Origin of the sequence: Flavobacterium saccharophilum (assembly GCF_900142735.1) — a bacterium.
Classification (GTDB): Bacteria; Bacteroidota; Bacteroidia; order Flavobacteriales; family Flavobacteriaceae; genus Flavobacterium; species Flavobacterium saccharophilum.
The window spans coordinates 584,640-604,313 of record NZ_FRBY01000004.1 but is presented as its reverse complement, the minus strand read 5'-3'; the positions used below and the strand labels follow the sequence as shown (position 1 = coordinate 604,313).

Genomic DNA, 19,674 nt, shown 5'->3' with positions numbered 1-19,674 from the left:
AATGAGATTCCATGGAATTTGAATTCTTGCTCTTTGATGCACAAATGGTTTTCCATAAATTTTACAACCAAATAATTTAAGCCAAAATAGCCTCCAAGCATTAGCGGGTTTTGGAGTCCAACTACAGAATAATAACCAAACATATTCCCATATTATCATTTTAATGCGTTGCGAGACAGACCATGGTGAATCGTATGGTGAATTCTGAGAGTGCTGTTGTTTCATTCTTAATTTTATTTGATTTTCATAGACTCAAATTCATCTAAGAATTCTATTGCTAATTTTTCATTTGAGTGTGTCTCGTTTACCATCAGGCCTGCTACTGCCAAGTCATTAAGTAATTTTGGATTAGTTATTAAATCTTTGAGGTATTGATTCAAAATTTCAACTCTTCTTTCTACCCGATGGTCGAAGCACAAACCATTTTTATTATGAATTAAAAAATCTTTGAAACATTCTAAATTTGAAACTATTGTAGCACATCCCCAACTCATAGCTTCTAACGGCGAAACTCCAAATGTCTCACCTTTTTCAGCTATAGAAGGATAAACGAATACTGAGGCTTTTGAATAAATTATATTTAATTTATCAATATCGAAAATAGGTTCCAAAAATCTCACATTGCTATTTTGCGCTAATTGTTTTAGTTCATCCAGATAAGCTTGCCCTCCTCCTCCTGTTGCTGTAGAATAAGGACCTACAATAAGTAATTGCCAATCTTTTGTGTTAAGAGAGGCAAAAGATTTTATTAAAATATCTAAGCCTTTTTCAGGATGGATTCTCCCCGTATATAATATTATTTTCTGTTTTTTTGAAAAATCAATAGTTGTTGTGTTCCTATAAGGCAATGTATTAGGTATCATAACGACCTTATCAAAATATTCGGTCTTAATTTCGTCTTTAATCGCTTTTGCCACAGGGGTAGAATTGGCTCTTAAGCGTGCATTTTTTGTATAAAATTTCATTTGCCCCTTTGGCATTCTTGCCACATCAATCATGCACTTTTTCTTTTGTTTCAATGGCAAAATAATGGGGAGCCAAAAAGTATTCGAAATTATAATATCTGTATTAGCTGCAATTTTTCGAACAGCTTTTAAAGTATAAAATAAGTCTAAAATCTTTAAGACAATACCAGAAGATGGTACTTTGTAGCCTTTGACTCGAATATGATCAATTCCTCCTTCGTTTTCAACATTTGAAAATCCTTCATATGATTTTGATATGTAATTTACTTCATGCCCCCTACTAACAAATTCTTTTGCTAAACCGTACCACATTTTTTCAACAGCTCCACCCATTAATGGAGGCACAGGAAAAAAAGCGCCCTGAACTATTGTTATTTTCATCGTTTATATATTCTTATATAATTCCAACATTTGCTTACTCATTACCTCTATGTCGTATTTATTTTTCACTAGCTCCCGACCTTGTCTACCCATAACTTCCAATAACATGATTGGTGCATTGAAGGCTTTAACTAAAGCATTTTCTAAATTAGTAACCGATAAATCAATCCACCAGCCACATTTATATGTTTCCAAATCTTCCCAGGGAGTACCTTGCGTTGTAATCACCGGTACCCCTACTGCCAGAGCTTCGGCAACTACAATACCAAAATTTTCACTATGCGTTGGAAGTACCATTACATCTGCAGACCTCAAAAAATCCCACTTTTCTTCACCATATTTTGCTCCGACAAAACGCACATTTTCCAAATCCTCAACACTTTGAATTAGGCTTGCCATGTAATTTTCCTCACCTGTACCTGCAATTTCAAGAGTCCAGTCTTCTGTATAACAATCCCTCCAGGCTTCTAAGAGCACCTCAATACCCTTTTTAGGATGAATCCTGGACATAAATATCATTTTTTTTGTTCCGTAATACTCCTTAATCACTTTTATGTCATGTAAATAAATTCCGTTTGGAATAATATGAATAGGATTTTTATAACCTAAAGCTTTAATATTTGCTGCCTCCATTTGAGCAGTTGCATGAAGACATATTGATTGTTTTAGAGCTCTCCTTTGATATAAAAACAATGCTATCTTTTTTTTGAATGAATTATGAGCAAGTATCCAGGGTTCCAGCATTCCATGAGGTGAAACAACTACTTTTATTCCCTGTTTTTGAGCCACACTTTGAAAACCCCAATTTTGGGGAGTCCAAATCCCATTAATATGCACAATATCTGGCTTTTCATTTTTTAAATAAGAATGAAACTCATTCATCAAGGAAAACCATCGTGATAAATTGCTATTAAAAAATTTTATTGGAACACCTTCAATAACTATAGGATCCTTAGATATGCCTGTAGCAATACTAAATGAAGTATCATTTTTTAATGCTGTGCTCAACAACCGCATATATTCTGTAGTTCCACCACCACTTTTATCAATACTGGCTATATAATGAATTATTTTCATACTTGGAACCTTAGGTTAGTTATGTTAATAGTTTATTATTCAAAAGACAAAACCTTCTTGTCTATTAAAATATTTATAATTTCTTGAAAGTTCTTTGATCTCCTTAGCAGGATTTCCACCGTATAATCGGTAAGGAACTGTAAATTTTTTATTTAATAAGGCATTTGCTCCAAGGACAGAATTGGCTGGTAAAGATGCTCCGCCTAAAATAGTTGAAGCAGTTCCAACAAAACAATAATCTCCGATAGTTATGGGATGGCTGTCCTGAATATTTAATTCGATATTAATAGAATGGGTAAGCAATTGACTTGAATAACCTGCAATTGTAACAAAATTGCCAATCTGAATCATGTTAGTGCAATCGATATGATGTTTTTTGGTAATAGCCGAATGTTCTCCAATTATTAAATTCGATTTGCGGTCTGGCTGATGGGAAAAATGTTTAGAATTAGTGTTAGTAGGAAATCCAGTGATCCAATTACCTCTTGCAATGCTGGAGTATTTTCCAATTATCATTAAATTCAAATGTACTGCCACATTAAAATTTCCAATATTAGAATCCAAATCCATAATCAGCCTTTTAGGATAAATCCATGAAAAACCAATTCTGGCTGATGAATGAATTTCATATTTAAAAAAATGAACCAGAACAAATCGTTTTAAAGGCCAAGGCAATAAAACGGTTATTATTTTTAGTACCAACATGATTAATTTTCTATTAATTCAACATATTGACGAATGGTATTACTGAAATCAAATCGTTTTGCATTTTCATATCCAAGTTTAATGGTAGCGTTTCTAAATTTTATATCATTAAATTTTAAAAACTGATTTGCAAAAGAGCTTGCATCGTTTGGATCAGCATATAATGCAGCATTTCCGCCTACTTCATCCATCATAGGAGCTTTATTGCTTGTAATAACAGGCGATCCACAAGCCTGAGCTTCGATTATTGGCCAGCCGAAACCTTCAGAATAAGATGGAAAAATCATGGCCTGACACATAGAATAAAGTGCTATAATTTCTTTATCACTAGGGTTTTTTATTTGCAAAATTTTATCTGAAACATTTAATTTTTGAATTAACTCAACCAGTTCTGCATTTAGTCTTTCTCCAGCCAAAACCAATAATCCTTCCCAACTATTTTGCAGTTCATAAATCATATGAACTAATAATTTTCTGTTTTTACGTTCTAAATCAGAACCTACATGCAAAATAATATCCTTGTTCTTTATCTGGGGAAACTTATTCAATACTTTCTGAATCTGATCTTTTGGCAAAGGCGCAAATTTTTCAGATAAAGCATTATGAATAATTATCCATTTTTTGTTACTATCACTTTTTTTATCAATCTCTACTAATTGATTTAATGTAAATTCAGATACTGCTGCTAGTTTTTTTGCTCCGGATAATGCATTTAAAATTATCTTTTGCAATACTCTACCTGATTTTGTAGCGTGACAATAAGTATCCCCAAATCCAAGGCCTGCTCTTATTGCTAAAACATCATGACAGGTAATAATTGTTTCCTTTTGAGGTAAAAAATAAAGATAAAAAGCATTGGAGTGATCACAAATGTGATAGCTTACTGATCTGAATAAGATAAAGTTTAAACCTCTTGTAAATAAAAGCTGAATAGGAAATAAAAAAAACTTGTCAATATATCCTAACCATTTCATTAAGCCTTGCTTATTTAAACTTAATTTCCTCAATATTTCGCGAGGACGAATAATTTTCACCTGAAGCTTTGATTTTGTATATCCTTCTGCCATCAAAACTTCAAAAATTTGCATACTAAATTGCTTGTCAGGCTTATAATTTCCAATTAAAACTATTTTTCTAAGCATAAACTATTTTTTTTCGGAGAAATTTCTACCTTTTTTAAACTAGCCATAACTAAACCTGTCATAATAACTGCATAACCTAAAATACTGGGTTGGGCCCATTGTCCCTGAAATATTGCTATGCAGGCAGCTCCACAAATAATAAAGGGAAGTAGTTTTTCTTCTTTTGGTAATTTCAAAGCCTGAACGGCAATACTTACTGCTAAAAAGATGCGTAGCGCTATAAGTCCACCTCCAAAAATAATCCCTTGTTCACCACCTAAACGACTAAACTCTGTTTCTCCAACCAAAAATGCAATTTTACCAGTTAACATTTGAGCACCAGCATTTGTACCCATACCTAAATTTCCTGCAAACAATGGCTGATCGAATAATTCAACAATAGGCTGTGTAAATTCATTTATCGCTCTTAAAAAAATTGAATCTGTTAAACCTCCACCTGTAACCTTATTCACGGTATCAACACGATCCATAAAAACTTCAGTACCTAAACTGAATATTGTAGAATATTTTTGCAAAACGACTATTACTAAACAAAAAGCAATAGTGCTAAATAGTAATTTAACTAACATTTTTGCAGTAGTTACTGATGCGATGATAGCAAACAAACCTACAATAGCAACAGCCACTACAGCACCACGGCTGATAGTAAGAGGCAAAGCAACAACTAAGGCAATCGTACTACTATAAAGTAAAATTTTGGAACAATAATCCTTAGACAGCCAAAAATAAAAAATGAAAACAGAAACCGCTGTATAGAAAATTGACAAACCTGAAATGAATGAAAATGTTCCTGGAGGTCTGCTATACCCCATAGCACCAGAAAACCCCGCGCTACCTTCTCCTCCAACTCCAATATTTATAAATGCACTCTGAGGACTTGTAAACTGAAAATAAACAATAATTGTCATCAAAATGTTCATCGCTAAAAGAAATTGTCCCATTCTGAGCACATCTTTTTTTGTAAAAACTTGTCCAATTATAAATATAAGTGGAAAATGAAGCAACATAATCCTTGCACCATAAATACCTACGAAAAGATTTTCATGTCCAAAGGTTAGTGTAATTGCTAACCCAAACAAGGTAAATATCAATCCAAAAACTATGTATGTATTTATAAATTTTACATTCAGATATAAGGTCCTGCCAATAATAAAAATAGCAACAGGATCACGTACGATCAATAATGGTGTGGCCAGTCCTGGTAGCACCCATTTACGTAAAGCACCTTCAAAAATCCAAAGTAAAAAATACAACCAAATAGCTATTTTTAAAGAATTATGTCTTGGTTCTCCTACTTGCTCTATTCCAATATCCATTTATTCTATTTGTTTTAAATCTTTAATGAAGAAAGTGCATCAGCCATTTCTTGTCCATAAACAGACCATGGTCTGGCTTTAGCTTTGTTTTGAGCTGCAAGCCCGAATTGTTCTAATATTTCAGGTTTTTTAAGTATTTTAATAAGTACTTCTTTCAATGCCGATGAAGAACCGGCTGGTACAATCCATCCATCTTCGTCATTTCTGATCAAATCAGGCCCCGCTGTACGATCCGTTGTAATAACTGGTACGCCTTGCGACATTGCTTCTGTAATTACCAAACCAAAACCTTCAAAAAGAGATGGAAAAACAAATACATCATGTTCCCCCATACAAGCTAATATTTGTTCATGAGGTAAAGATGGAATCCATACGTGTTTTTCTAAGGCTTTATTTAACGCATTGCAATTTGCTACTGCTTTATGCCCTACTATAGTCAACTCTACTTCATCTTGCAATCCTTCAACTGCTTCAAATAAATAAGAGAGTCCTTTTCGTTGTGATAACCCACCTATAAATAAAATCTTAAGCTTCCGATTTTCAAGTGGCTGATACTTTTTCTTTTGCTTAACTTCTGGAAAACCATATGGAATTACTTTGATTTCGGGTAAGTTACCTGTATATTCTTTCAATGTTTCTTTAGTAAAACTACTTGCTACAAAAAGAACATCTGCCAATGCTAATTCCTGATCCTTTTTATGGAGTTTACCTACTGAGTCATTAAATCCTGTAAGTGTGCCTGACCAATCCGGATTAACATCAAATTCTTTTTGCATTAATAAACGAGCGCTTTTCCAATATCCAATAGGCAAGTCATAAATACAGCACAATCCTAATTGTTTCGCTTTTTTAAAGGTGGATAATGCTCCATCTTCATAAGCATAAACTCCTGACAGTCCCTTTTTTTTTGCTTTGTCTAAATTATTAGAAACCCATTTGTCATGCTTATCATATACTTTATCAATGCAAAAAATACCTCTTTCATGTGCTATTAAACTATCTAAATTTAATTTTGAAGTTAGTAAGCGTCCAAACTCAAAAAAAGAGTTTGATCTTGTGTAAGGTTGCCACTCTTTATCTAAACTTCTTCTTTTTAAATCTGTTAGTTTTGGATTACTGGCTAACTTGTATAATAGTTGCCCCGGAAATATTGCTATCGATGTAAATAATTTAAAAACTAGTTTATTTTGCAATAATCCAATCATCAAATTTTTTGAATTTGCATTTAATGTTGGATGAGAAACCAATAACTTCATAATGCGAAAATTGAATTAATAAACTGCGTGGCCATATTTTGCGTATCAGAAACTTCAATATTCATTGGAACTATATTCAAATTATTCTTTTCATATTTAATAATTTGCGGTATAACATACTGTCCCTTTGTGGGGGTCCATTCGCGTGAAACACAAATCGTATTTAACTGATGTTCCTTGTAAGCCGCATAAACTCCACTTTTTTCACTCTGATAATATGGTGTTGTAGAAATTCCAAAATCACTATCCCGAAGTACTTGTGATATTACACTTTCAGATTGTATGCCTAAAACTTCATAACTTATTTTATAATGGTCAAGTATAGAGGTAAAACCGCTAAGTTGAGGTCCATTTTTGCCAATAAAAACAAATTTTATAGGCTTGTCAAAATTATTTAAAGCGCTCATTAGATCAGCAATAAAATCTTCAAAAGGAGCTCCAATATGTATTGTACCAAATAAAACGAACTGAACAAATCCTAGCTGTTCTTTTTTTACTGCAGTCAAAGGTATATTACCACAGATTGGTAAAATTTCTGCATCAATATTATGAGACTGAAGAAAGAATTGATATAACTTATTTTGAGTATTTACATAATGTGTTTTAGTATTATGAATAATCCTTTTAGCTATCAATTGTTGTAATAGACCAATACATTTGTGTTTAAGCGAAGATTCTGCATCAATCCCTAACCACAATTCATGAAACATAATATGCCATTTATGATTTCCCTTTATTTTTTTTAAGTAAGTCGGGAGCCAAAATGGCAATCCTTTTGGGTTAAAACTATGAGGGACGTATTGCAAGGAAATCCAATCAGGCTCAAAAGTTTTCAAAACACTTTGCACCCAAATTAAACTTTGCTTATTGGGAGCTGAAATAGGTATCCTATGCACCTTTATTTCAGTTTCTTCAGACATTTGAGTTTCAGTAATAAAAGAATTGGCATGATGATCACATAAAGATAAAATTTGAGCTTCATGACCAGATCTTATCAGTTTTCCACATAAGCGACGGGTATAATCACCTACACCATCATTACCAATTTCGGCTGAGCCGCAAATAAAGAGAATTTCCATGTTACTTTTTGTCTGAATAAATTAAACTGTCTAAGAACTTACTGATATTATTAATTATTTGATTTCTATTCTCTTTAATCCAATTTACAGGATTAAGTGATATCATTATTTTTTATCAGAAAAATATTATACGTACAAAACAAAACTGTTTGCAATAAAGAAACTACACCTAAAGCTATATTAAAAAGCAAAACTCCTTTTAAATTACTCAAGTCCAGTAATCTGGCAAAAAAAACAATCGAGAATAAGTTAATCAAAATTGATACTGTTGGTGACATAGCCCAACCTCTTGAAGTATATAAGTTAAAAACTACTCCTCCTAATAATCCAATACAACTACTAATTATACTTAGTAGTAACTCAAATTGTAAACCTTTATAAGCGTCTCCAAGTAGCCATAGGATTGGAGTAGGAAATAAATAAACTATAAAAATAATAAGACTTATTAAAACAATTAAAAGCCCCATTATTTGCAAAAAACGATTAAACAATAAATATCTATTTAGCATCAGTTTAGCAAAGTGCGGAATAATTAATGTTGCAATTATTACATTAAAAATGGACAACATAACACTCACTTTACTTAAAGCTCCTAATTGAGCCAAAGAATGTGTATTACCAAAAATGGAAACCAACCAAATTGTAATTTGCCCTGAAAAACAGTAATAAATTGAGGTTGGTAATATCCGTTTAACTAAACTTAATATTTCTTTTTTAACTTCTTCATTTGGCTTTTGATCTTTGTCAGCCATAGTGTAGACTATTTTTCGTAAACCAATATTTCCCCATGTACGCGGAATACCTGCCGTTAATACAGCTACAAAAGCCCAGGGAAAAATAAACATAGTTAAACCTGACAAAAATAATCTCGCAACTCCTACTTCGATTTGATTTCGTTGCAATGGTACAATGGTTTGATTCAGTTTAGGAATAATCTCCAATAGAGAATCGGATAAGGTTGCATAAAAGGCAGGAATCAATGCTGCTGCTATAAGCAATGCCATAACCCAACTAGCGCCATTATGCAGTAAAAGATAAAATAAAATGGGTACAGATACTAACAAACTTGCAATAGCAAATTTTCTTCTTAAATCTAAACCTGTCGCTAAAACAGCTCCCATTTTTTGTCTGTTTTCCCACACTTTCCCTCCTTGTGCCATGACTCCCGGAACAATACCACCGTCAGCAAGTACTGCCATCATCCCAAGCATAGTGTTAGCCAAGGTGTAAAAAGCATATTCCTGAACAGTTAACAAACGAATTATTAAAATACCCGATGCAAATCCTAAAGTCTGTATAATAATTTGGGCACTTCCGGTAATCGAAAGCAATTTTCCCCAGCTTATGACCGTATCATACTTAGGATGCTCTTTGAACTTTATCAAAATATTTTTCAAGGAATGGAAATAAAATGGTTAAAAAAATGTTTTTTTAAAATGGATAAGCCTACCCTTTTCCAATTCCCTTAATTTGAAAACCTATTGTTTTTAATTTTTCTACATCCAGAATATTACGTCCGTCAAATACAAAAGCGGGCTTGTACATTTTGGTATAAATAATTTCCCAATCATAAGTTTTAAATTCATCCCATTCAGTTAATAGCGCAACAGCATGAGCCTGATCGAGAGCATCCGTAACTGTTTTGTAGACAAAAATTTGTTTTATTTTCGACTCAATTTTCTGTTCCGTAAGTCCCTTTATTTCTAACAAATACCGCATATCGGCTTTAATTTTTTCTTCAGAAACTTTAGGATCGTAGACGTGAATTTCTGCACCATCTTCAATGAGATGTTCTGCTACATAAATTGCAGCTGACTCGCGGGTATCATTCGTGTTCTTTTTAAAAGCCCAGCCCAAAAAAGTTATTTTCTTTCCACTCACGGTATTAAAAAGAGTGTTGATAATATTTTTGGCAAAACGGTATTTCTGGTAATCGTTGAGAATAATAATTTGTTCCCAATAATTTGCCACTTCAGGTAAATTAAAATAGCGACATAAATAGACTAAATTTAGGATATCTTTTTGAAAACAAGATCCACCAAAACCTACTGAAGCTTTAAGAAATTTAGATCCAATTCGACTATCGGTTCCAATGGCATTGGCAACTTCATCAACATCTGCTTCAGTTACTTCACATAAAGCCGATAATGCATTAATCGACGAAATTCTTTGCGCTAAAAAGGCATTGGCCGTTAATTTTGATAATTCTGAAGACCATACATTGGTTGTTAAAACTTGTTTTGGTGACAACCAGTGTGTGTAAATATCAACCAAGGACTGAATTGCCTTTTGACCACTCTCTGTTTGTTTTCCTCCAATTAAAACCCTATCTGCATTAAGTAAATCATCTATAGCTGTTCCTTCTGCTAAAAACTCCGGGTTTGAAAGTACTTCAAATTTGACACCGTTGCCTGTACGATCTAAAATAGTTTGTAATGTTTCGGCTGTTCTTACTGGGAGAGTTGATTTTTCGACTATTATTTTATCAGTCTTAGCAATTCTGGCGATTTGTCTGGCACATAACTCAACAAATTTTAAATCAGCTGCCATTCCTTTACCTTCGCCATATGTTTTTGTAGGGGTATTTACAGCTATAAAAATCATATCTGCAGCTTCAATTGCACTATCGACTTCGGTTGAAAAAAATAAGTTACGACCTCTTGCCTCACGAACCACCTCAGCAAGCCCTGGTTCATAAACTGGTAATTTATCTAAATCCTCCTCATTCCATGCTGAAATACGTGTTTCGTTTAGATCTACAACAGTTACTTTAATTTCCGGACATTTTAATGCGATTACAGACATGGTTGGACCACCAACATAACCGGCACCTAAACAGCAAATATTTTTGATTTTCATTTAATATCTTTTATGAGGTATAAAAAATTACTTTTTTAGCTACTTCTGTTATTGGCTACTCGAAATAATTTAAGATACTGTAACCGCATTCCTTTAAATGCTGTTCTTTACCCATCAGTTTTAAATCAGATTCCATCATTTCTTTTACCAATGCAGCTAAATCATATTGGCATTCCCAACCTAATTTAGTTCTGGCTTTTGTTGAATCTCCTATTAGTAATTCTACTTCTGTAGGTCTAAAATAATTTGGGTCGACTTCCAATACTTCTGTACCTATTGCAATTTGATAATCCGGATTACTGCAATATTTTACAAAGCCTTTCTCTTCTACACCTACACCTATAAACTCTAATTCAATACCCACTTCGGCAAAACTCATACGAACAAATTCACGAACCGGAGTAGTTATTCCTGTAGCAATTACCCAATCTTCTGGTTCTTCAGCTTGCAAAATCATCCACATCATACGTACATAATCTTTAGCATGTCCCCAATCGCGTTTGGCATCCAGATTCCCTAAGTATAATTTTTCTTGCAATCCTAAAGCTATTCTTGAAGTTGCTCTGGTAATTTTACGCGTTACAAAAGTTTCTCCACGAATAGGTGATTCATGATTAAATAAGATTCCGTTACAGGCATACATTCCGTAAGCTTCTCTATAATTTACGGTAATCCAATAAGCATACATTTTTGCCACAGCATAAGGCGAACGCGGGTAAAACGGTGTTTTTTCAGACTGGGGTACTTCCTGCACTTTACCATACAACTCTGAAGTTGATGCCTGATAAATTCGTGTTTTCTTTTCTAATCCCAGCAAACGAACCGCATCCAAAAGTCGTAAGGTTCCTAATCCATCAGCATTTCCAGTATATTCCGGAGTTTCAAATGAAACTGCAACGTGACTCATTGCTGCCAAATTATAAATCTCATCAGGCTGGATTAACTGAATTAAACGAGTCAAATTGGTACTATCGGTCATATCACCATAATGTAAAATGAAATTTCTGTTTTCTATATATGGATCTTGATATAAATGATCGATACGATCTGTATTAAACATAGAAGTTCGTCTTTTTAAACCGTGTACGATATAGCCTTTTTCTAGTAAAAATTCACTCAAATAAGCGCCGTCTTGTCCTGTAACACCCGTAATAAAAGCTATTTTTTTTAATGGACTCATAATCTTAAGTATAAAGCATATAGCATTCTACTGCTAAGTGCACGTTTTTAAATTTGTAACGATAAAGTCTTTTGATAGAGATAAATAAAAAGAAACTATTAATAGATCTTTTCTTTGAAGTTTTCAATATTTTCCAAAAACCAATTGTAGGTTTTTTGAATTCCTTGTTCAAGATTAACCTGGTGTTTCCAACCAATCTTATGCATTTTAGAAACATCCAATAATTTTCTGGGTGTCCCATCCGGTTTGTTATCGTCCCAAATAATCTGCCCGGTATGTCCCACAATTTTTTGTATTATGGCAGCTAGTTCCTTAATGGTAATATCTTCTCCGCTTCCCACATTGTATAAATGTCCCGGAAGTTCATTTTCTAAAGCAAAAACTACCGCTTCTGCCATATCATCTACAAATAGAAATTCCCGCATTGGTTTACCTGTACCCCAAAGAATAACTGAAGCATTATTATTTTCTTTGCCTTCATGAAATTTACGAATCATCGCCGGTAAAACGTGAGAACTGTTCAAATCAAAATTGTCATGAATGCCGTATAGATTTGTTGGCATTAAACTCACAAAATCTTTTTTGTATTGCTTGCGAATAGCCTGGCATAATTTTACACCACTAATTTTTGCTAAAGCATACCATTCATTTGTAGTTTCTAAAGAACCTGTCATCAAATACTCTTCTTTTAAAGGCTGTAGTGCTAATTTTGGATAAATACAAGAACTCCCTAAAAAGATAAACTTGTTGACACCCAATTTATGAGCTTCTCCAATAAGGTTATTTTGAATTTGCATGTTTTCCATCAAAAATTGATACGGAAAATCATTATTAGCCATGATTCCTCCAACTTTTGCCGCAGCATCTATAATAACATCAGGTTTTATTTTTCGAAGAAATTCCCTAACATCTTCTTGTTCTTTTAAATCCAATTCTTTACTTGAAGCTCCTATAAGATTATGATAACCTTTTGATTTTAAGGCTCTCCAGATAGCACTTCCAACCATTCCGTGGTGTCCGGCAATATATATTGCAGCATTTTTGTCGATCATTGTAGGCTCGTTTATTAAAAAATTAAAATGAATTATAATAATGGCGAAGCAATAGATTCTAAATGTTGATAAACTTGTTTTACCTCCTGAGAATTTTCTTTTTGCAGAACCATTAAGGCATCGGCGGTGTAAATTAAAATACAATTTTTAACACCAATAAATGTAGTATGTAATGACGTTCCTATGGCAATATTTCTATTTTCATCAATTGGATGTCCCTTTTGCACAAGGTAATCATAAACCGATTCGAACGAACCCAGATCAGACCATTCAAAATGACCAGGAACTACTTTAATGTCTTTACTTCTTTCCATAACAGCATAATCAATACTTATGGAAGGAATATTTAGTGACAATTCATAATTCAGAAAGCCATCTTGATTTCTTTCCCAGACCGCTTTTGAAGCCCAATAAACCTCAGGTTCCTGCTTTTCAAGCTCCTCTAAAAATTTTCCTGCTTTAAAACAAAAAAGTCCACTGTTCCAAAAGTAATTTCCATTTTGAAGATAAGCTGTTGCCGTTTCGAAATCTGGTTTTTCATGAAATGCAATTACATTTTCATGCTCAAATTCAATGTAACCATAACCCGTTTCCGGTTTAGTAGGTTTTATACCAAACGTAACAAGGTAATCCTGATTAGCCAATATAATTGCTTGCTCCAAAGCAGCACCATATATATCGTTACCTTCTATAACATGATCAGATGGTGTAATCAGTAAGATATCTTCTGGTTTTGATGCAAACGCAGCAAATGCAATTGCTGCGGCCGTATTACGAGGCACAGCTTCTATAATATGAGTAAAAGATTTATTAAACTTTGACATAATAGCATTACTCATTTTGTAATTTTCTATATTTCCAACTACTATGATTTTATTAGAAATAACTTGATTACGATTCACCGTTTTTTCAAAAAGTGACTCGCCATCAAAAAGTTCGAGATATTGCTTAGGAAGTGTTTTTCTGGATAGAGGCCACAATCTGCTGCCGACTCCCCCCGTTAGAATTACATGTGTAAGATTATTAATTGCCATTACTGTGTGTTAAAATTTCTTTTTGATACACCTCATGACGTAAATTGGAACTTGAAAAACGATGATCTCTTATATTAAAGTACAACTCAATTCCTTTTTCTTCACAATAACTTCTACCCGTAAAATCTCTCTCCTTATATTCATCTCCTAAAATACGGACATCAATAGTAAAAGCTTTCAAGATATCTTCCAAATCCTGTTCAGTAGCATAAGGAACAATTTCATCAACAAACTTACATGCTTTCAGTTGTATGTAACGTTCAACAACAGTTTGGGTTGGTTTATTTTTTGTTGGACGATCCAAAGTTGGATCAGTCTGTAAACCAACAATCAAATAATCACAATGTAATTTTGCTTCTTCAAGCATTTTCACGTGCCCTGCATGTAGTAAATCAAAAGCACTAAAAGTTATTCCAATTTTCATCTGATTAATTTTTTTAAGTTAAAAATAAGTTTGCTAATATGGATTTTGTAGTCGAAATACATTATTAACCTTGTTACAGGATTTTAATGCTCCTTTTTTCAGAAATGAAAAGGGGTTCCCCGTGAATAGCTACAATCTAGCTATCCAAAAAAGAAAAATTTATGTTTAAAGAAATTAAAATTATTGTTCCTTATAAGTATAAAAACTATTCAAATTCAGACTTAAGAATCTACAAATTAAAAATCATTTTTATCGGCTATATCAACAATGTTAATTTATGTTAAAATTATAATACTGATGTAGAATTAAAACTACATTTTCGTTGCTAAATGTCCTTACTAAGGAAAAAATGCTATTAAAAATGTAACTGCTTACCGTACTTGGAATTACATTCACAAAGTAATTAACACTTGAAACAATTAGTCTGATTATCAATAGAAAAGGCTGCAAACCCTCTTGATTGTTTAGATTTCGAAGAATATTTATTTGCAGTTAAAAATTAAATTATAGCTATTAGTCTTAAAAAAATCACTGAGGTAAATACAAAAGAGTAAATCTCTATTTAAATCACAATGTATTTTAATACAATAAATAATTAGAATTATGAAATGGTACGTCGTATACACTAGGCCCAAATGGGAAAAAAGAGCTGCAGAACAATTGACCAGGTTTAATATCAATTGTTATTGTCCTGTGATTAAAAAAACCATACAAAGATCTGATAGAAAAATAAAGGTCGAATCACCATTATTTGATCATTATATATTTGTACAATTGGAAGAAAAAGATAGAAATCTGGTTTTTAATTCACCTGGTGTGGTAAGGTATTTATTTTGGCTAGGTAAACATGCTATTGTAAAAGACCAGGAAATTGAGACAATAAAAGAATGGCTTAAAAGTGGCGATACTGCTAAAGAAATATCGGTTATGCAGTACCAAATTGGAGATGAAATACATTTGAATTCCGGACCATTTTGTGATCATAATGCTGTTGTCAAGGACATCACAAAAACGCATTATGTTTTAATTCTGGAATCTTTGGGATATGTTTTAAAAGTAAAAAAATAAATATAGCTAATAATAGGAAGTAAAAAATTAGAGTTCTTTTTAATAGTGAACTCTAATTTTTTTGTGAATAACAAAAATGTTCTTTTTTCTAAAACTAAGTATCCAATTTGAAAATTTCACTTTTTTTGATTCCTAAAATTTTAACTAACTTATCCAATTTTGATAATTTGAGATCGACCATTCCTTTTTCAATACTCTCATACTTTTTCAAACTCATTTCCATTTGAATAGCTATAAATTCGGAAGTGTGATTATTTTCTATCCGATACTTTTTGATTCTTAAATAGTAATTTTCCATAACTTTATTATTTAATTTAATCTATTTATGTCTCGTTTTAAAACTTTTAATTTTACATTTTTTTAGAATATTTTATTTTGCCGTTTCATTAAAAAAAATAGACACATCAAATTTAAATATGAACTCAATTGAAACATCTAAAACTTTTGAAATCTCAATTAATTTAGAAACCGTTAAATCGACATCTCCTCTTTCAATTTTACCATAGCCACTAGGGCTCATTTTTAATTCAGCAGCGACAAACTCTCTGGTTAAGTTTTTTAATTCTCTTATTTTTCTGATATTTTCGTATACACTATATTTCATAAAATAAAAAATTTAAATAATTCTTATCTTGAATTATTATTATTGTAGTTAAAATAATTCGCCTTTCTTTCAATGTTATCAAAAAGTTAATTTTTTATCCTAAATGATAAATTATTAACAATATTATTGACCAAACAGTCAATTTTTTTTGGTCAATTTTAAATTTCGCTCAAAAATATGTATTTTCCATAGTTTTAAATAATAAATCTGTCCAAAGGATTTTAAAATCGATAAAATGCATTTAGTCACCTTCTATAGTTGATTTAAGCCGTCTAAAAATTATTTTTAACCAGATAAAAACTATATTTTAAACGCATTACAAAACAAAACTCTTATAGTTAAGACAATTTAAAAAGGAAAAATCCTACCAAAAATAAATTTTAATTAAAACGGTGCACGAAAACTTTTTAAATCAGATTTTATAAACTAAGAAAGTATCTGAGTTTTTTTTAGAACTCATTTGGGATTTTTGATCAATAATTCGTCCAATAATAGAAGAAGCAAGATAATACGTCTAATAACTATATGTTTTGCAAATAGTATTTAAAACAAAAAAAACTGACCAATAAATAAATTGATCAGTTAAGTTAGATGTATATAAAAAATTATAATGTTTATCGTGTAACTAAAAGCTGTGGATAAGGATTAGAAGCTGTATTTATAATTACGGTTGCCGTACCTTCTTTTACATTTACTAACAGCTTGCTAAGTGTGGGGTTTGACTTAAAATTACTATTCATAAATACTCCTGAGTATTTACTGTTCCAATCTCCATCTATTACTAAAGAGGATACTGTACTTGTCACAGTAGAGTTTACGATATAAGCATTTACAGGATTATATATGACAGATGAAAATAAAGTTGTTGCATCTGAAAAATTACATCCTTCAATATAGGAGTTAATAGATTTAATAGTTGAAGCTGTAGTGCTGTTACTGTAAAAATTAGAATTATAAAGGGAGATATCTCCACTGCTTATAACTTGCTTTCCTGTAAATCCTGTAAAATCACAATTGGCAGCTATTGGATAATTGTTTCCACCTAAAGTAAGAGCAGTTTGTCCTCCACTAAATTTACAATCTACCCAGGCATTTAAATTATCTGCTCTTGTTGCTAGCATAGAAACTGCTGTAGTACAATTTATAAACTGACCTCTGTAAAACATCGTTTTATCAACAAAGCTGGAATGATCAGAATCTCCGTTTACAAGAGGATCTTGAAAAAATCCTTTATTGCAATTTACAAAAGAAATATTATCAAAGAAATTATTATCAAAGCCCATCATTTGATCTAACTGAAAGCCATAATTTTGATCTCTAAATACTACATATTTTAACCATACAAAACTCATATGCTGTGTACCAAAGTTTTGCGATGAATAAACACCTACACTGCCGCCTTGCAGCGTCAAATGTGCCAATACAAAATTGTCGTCCTGACCACCAGTAAGCGTTATTAAAGGAAAATCATCTTTCATCCCTACTATGGTAGTTTTTCCTGTACCCTTACCCATAATTCCATGAGCTCTGTCAAGAGGAACTTTTAAAGTAGAGCTAATATAAAAGGTACCCTCTGGAAGTTCTGCAACTCCATTTGTATTTATTAAGTTCTGAATATAAATTGTACTATCTGTTTTACCTGCTCTGTCATCTCTCCAATTTACACCTGTAGGATCTGGTAATGTCTCCCATGTTGGTCGACTCCACGGTGTATATTGATTTCCTAAAATAGAAGCGCTAACACTTGAAATTATTGCTGTATTAGTTATAGTGGCAGTTTGTTCAATGTTATTATATTTTAGAGAATTGGTGTTGTCTAAATTTCCCCAGAGATCATATCCGGTAACTGTTCCGCTTCCTCTTTTATACCCACCTAAAGCACCAATCAATATCATGTTAGTTCTGGGTGATATTACATCAAATTCTGTAAAAAGTTTTTTATTTAATATCGATACATTAGCAGCATCGATGTCATAAGCTCCTGTTCTAACTGCAGAATATGAATTACCGCCTCCCAAATCTGTTATTTTAACATTACCCATATTACTAGCCTTAAACATGGCTTTTGTTCCATCTCCGGTAAGATTCCATCCTTCCGCATCAATACCAACAAAAGTAGCCGATACTAAATTATCCAGTTCGCTTGTATCTCCATGAGGTGTTAGAAAATTAGTGTGCAAATGCACATTACCATAACTAGGAGTCGTGGTATTTCCTTTCATAGTCAAAACCGTCGTTAACCCCCCAGATTGGTGTTTTATAAATTTATTATTTCTAAAATAACCAGACTGACTACAATCTATTAAAATATTACCACCGTAATTAATAAAGGTATTATTTGTAAAAGTTGCATTTGTTGCCTTTAAAGTTGCCCACTTTATGGATTTAAAAGTACAATTAGAAATTACTCCTCCTGCCTGAAGCGTTATCGTTTTATCTTGTGGAAGCAAGTTTTCTAAAACAACTCCGGTACTTCCTGCTGTTATAGTAATATTAGATACTTTGGTTAATGATGGATAACCATAAAGCCTTTGATTGCTTTTCATGACAATATCTACTCCTGAATAATCCCCTTTTTCTAATCGTACAGCACCATGCAAGTCTAAAGCCGCCTGAATACTCGCTTTTTGTGCAATAGGTAACAAAAAAGCCTCAAAATATTTAATTTCTTCTAATTGATTATTAACTCCCGATGGTACTTCTGGAGTCTTTACGGGAGCATCATCAATAGCATAATGATAGTTTTGTGAAAAAACTATAGTCGTAAAGAGTAAAAAAAATATTAAATGTTTCATTGTCCAGATATAATATAGGAATTTGTGCCCGTTTTTCTAAGAAAACCAAACCTTACGTTTCCAGCAATACTGGTAAATTTTCCACTACCATTTGCATTGTAGTTAATTGATACGCCTGATGAGGCTTGAACTGTCAATACTGCACCGTTATGCGCTTCTAAATTAATAGTCTCACCCACTAGCATGCTTCCAAAATCAGCAGTTAATGTTAATGTAGCCGATGTGGTACATTCTATTGTATTATTCACATCTGTAATGGCAATGTTTCTTGAAGAAGTAAACGTAATGACCGTCGCTTTAGTAATGGGAGGAGTTACGCCTCCTACTACTCTGTCAGCAGTTTTTGCATGTAATGCATAAGGCACACTCAAAAGCTGTGTAACTCCGGTAATATTATAATTAGCACCACCGTTTACATCAACTTGCGTTTCTATAAAATAAGGTCCTTTATCCCATGCTATCTGGCTAAAGTTACCTATCGAAACAGTTCCTGTTCCAATTTCAAGAGAAACCAATCCGTTGTTATTTGTAGTAGGAGAATGCGTTTCCGTATATACACTTGTTCCGCTAACAGTACTTTGATGTATAATAACTTTAAGGCTAATTCTCGAATTCATGATCAGACTATTATCTTGTGCGCGAATAATTGCCTGATAACTCATTTTTTCAGGTGCTTGAGCAAATACTGTAAAGGTAAAAGTCAAAAATAAAAGTATCGTAAGTGCAATTTTCATTAT

18 protein-coding genes are annotated in these 19,674 nt (G+C 32.6%); 1 reads left to right on the top strand and 17 read right to left on the bottom strand.

All coding sequences use genetic code 11. The features are described 5' to 3' along the window. Positions 1-233: 233 nt before the first annotated feature. The 13 genes from BUA98_RS15600 to BUA98_RS15540 form a co-directional block, all read right to left on the bottom strand. The gene (locus BUA98_RS15600; RefSeq protein WP_072974017.1) at positions 234-1,346 is read right to left on the bottom strand and encodes a glycosyltransferase family 4 protein; all 1,113 of its coding nucleotides are present in this window, start codon (positions 1,344-1,346) and stop codon (positions 234-236) included. A 3-nt stretch (positions 1,347-1,349) separates the two neighbouring features. Then, positions 1,350-2,423, bottom strand: coding sequence for a glycosyltransferase (locus tag BUA98_RS15595; protein ID WP_072974015.1), 1,074 nt, complete (start codon positions 2,421-2,423; stop codon positions 1,350-1,352). A gap of 39 nt (positions 2,424-2,462) precedes the next feature. Then, entirely contained in the window at positions 2,463-3,128 is a 666-nt protein-coding gene (locus tag BUA98_RS15590; RefSeq protein ID WP_072974013.1) for an acyltransferase, read from the bottom strand. A 2-nt stretch (positions 3,129-3,130) separates the two neighbouring features. Continuing rightward, positions 3,131-4,270, bottom strand: a complete 1,140-nt coding sequence (locus BUA98_RS15585) for a glycosyltransferase family 4 protein (protein WP_072974011.1) — start codon at positions 4,268-4,270, stop codon at positions 3,131-3,133. Then, a complete protein-coding gene (locus BUA98_RS15580) occupies positions 4,255-5,586 on the bottom strand; it encodes a hypothetical protein (protein WP_072974009.1) in 1,332 nt (443 codons plus the stop codon). Before BUA98_RS15580 ends, BUA98_RS15585 begins: the two co-directional genes overlap by 16 nt. A 14-nt stretch (positions 5,587-5,600) precedes the next feature. Continuing rightward, positions 5,601-6,842, bottom strand: coding sequence for a glycosyltransferase family 4 protein (locus tag BUA98_RS15575; protein ID WP_072974007.1), 1,242 nt, complete (start codon positions 6,840-6,842; stop codon positions 5,601-5,603). After that, entirely contained in the window at positions 6,839-7,921 is a 1,083-nt protein-coding gene (locus BUA98_RS15570) for a glycosyltransferase family protein (protein WP_072974006.1), read from the bottom strand. The genes BUA98_RS15575 and BUA98_RS15570 overlap by 4 nt, the downstream gene beginning before the upstream one ends. Before the next feature lie 92 nt (positions 7,922-8,013). Beyond that, positions 8,014-9,306 (bottom strand): lipopolysaccharide biosynthesis protein, encoded by a 1,293-nt coding sequence (locus tag BUA98_RS15565; RefSeq protein WP_086065389.1) that lies wholly within the window; start codon positions 9,304-9,306, stop codon positions 8,014-8,016. Positions 9,307-9,367: 61 nt separating this feature from the next. Next, positions 9,368-10,780, bottom strand: coding sequence for a nucleotide sugar dehydrogenase (locus BUA98_RS15560; RefSeq protein WP_072974003.1), 1,413 nt, complete (start codon positions 10,778-10,780; stop codon positions 9,368-9,370). Positions 10,781-10,835: 55 nt separating this feature from the next. Beyond that, positions 10,836-11,960, bottom strand: coding sequence for a GDP-mannose 4,6-dehydratase (gene gmd, locus BUA98_RS15555; protein ID WP_072974001.1), 1,125 nt, complete (start codon positions 11,958-11,960; stop codon positions 10,836-10,838). A 98-nt stretch (positions 11,961-12,058) separates the two neighbouring features. Then, positions 12,059-13,012 (bottom strand): GDP-L-fucose synthase family protein, encoded by a 954-nt coding sequence (locus BUA98_RS15550; protein WP_072973999.1) that lies wholly within the window; start codon positions 13,010-13,012, stop codon positions 12,059-12,061. A 32-nt stretch (positions 13,013-13,044) separates the two neighbouring features. After that, positions 13,045-14,046, bottom strand: a complete 1,002-nt coding sequence (locus BUA98_RS15545; RefSeq protein ID WP_072973997.1) for a mannose-1-phosphate guanylyltransferase — start codon at positions 14,044-14,046, stop codon at positions 13,045-13,047. Continuing rightward, a complete protein-coding gene (locus BUA98_RS15540) occupies positions 14,036-14,470 on the bottom strand; it encodes an adenylyltransferase/cytidyltransferase family protein (RefSeq protein WP_072973995.1) in 435 nt (144 codons plus the stop codon). Before BUA98_RS15540 ends, BUA98_RS15545 begins: the two co-directional genes overlap by 11 nt. Positions 14,471-15,073: 603 nt before the next feature. On the opposite strand from BUA98_RS15540, the gene BUA98_RS15535 reads away from it, so the two are divergent. Beyond that, the gene (locus BUA98_RS15535) at positions 15,074-15,538 is read left to right on the top strand and encodes a UpxY family transcription antiterminator (RefSeq protein WP_072973993.1); all 465 of its coding nucleotides are present in this window, start codon (positions 15,074-15,076) and stop codon (positions 15,536-15,538) included. A 94-nt stretch (positions 15,539-15,632) separates the two neighbouring features. Here BUA98_RS15535 and BUA98_RS22295 read toward each other — a convergent pair whose 3' ends face one another. From BUA98_RS22295 to BUA98_RS15520, 4 genes are all read right to left on the bottom strand, one after another. After that, the gene (locus tag BUA98_RS22295; protein ID WP_139257021.1) at positions 15,633-15,836 is read right to left on the bottom strand and encodes a helix-turn-helix domain-containing protein; all 204 of its coding nucleotides are present in this window, start codon (positions 15,834-15,836) and stop codon (positions 15,633-15,635) included. Between the two features lie 72 nt (positions 15,837-15,908). Further along, on the bottom strand, positions 15,909-16,142 hold the full coding sequence (locus tag BUA98_RS15530) for a helix-turn-helix domain-containing protein (protein WP_072973991.1): 234 nt from the start codon (positions 16,140-16,142) through the stop codon (positions 15,909-15,911). A gap of 614 nt (positions 16,143-16,756) precedes the next feature. Then, on the bottom strand, positions 16,757-18,937 hold the full coding sequence (locus BUA98_RS15525) for a hypothetical protein (protein WP_072973989.1): 2,181 nt from the start codon (positions 18,935-18,937) through the stop codon (positions 16,757-16,759). Further along, the gene (locus BUA98_RS15520) at positions 18,934-19,671 is read right to left on the bottom strand and encodes a hypothetical protein (protein WP_072973987.1); all 738 of its coding nucleotides are present in this window, start codon (positions 19,669-19,671) and stop codon (positions 18,934-18,936) included. Before BUA98_RS15520 ends, BUA98_RS15525 begins: the two co-directional genes overlap by 4 nt. Positions 19,672-19,674: the final 3 nt, after the last annotated feature.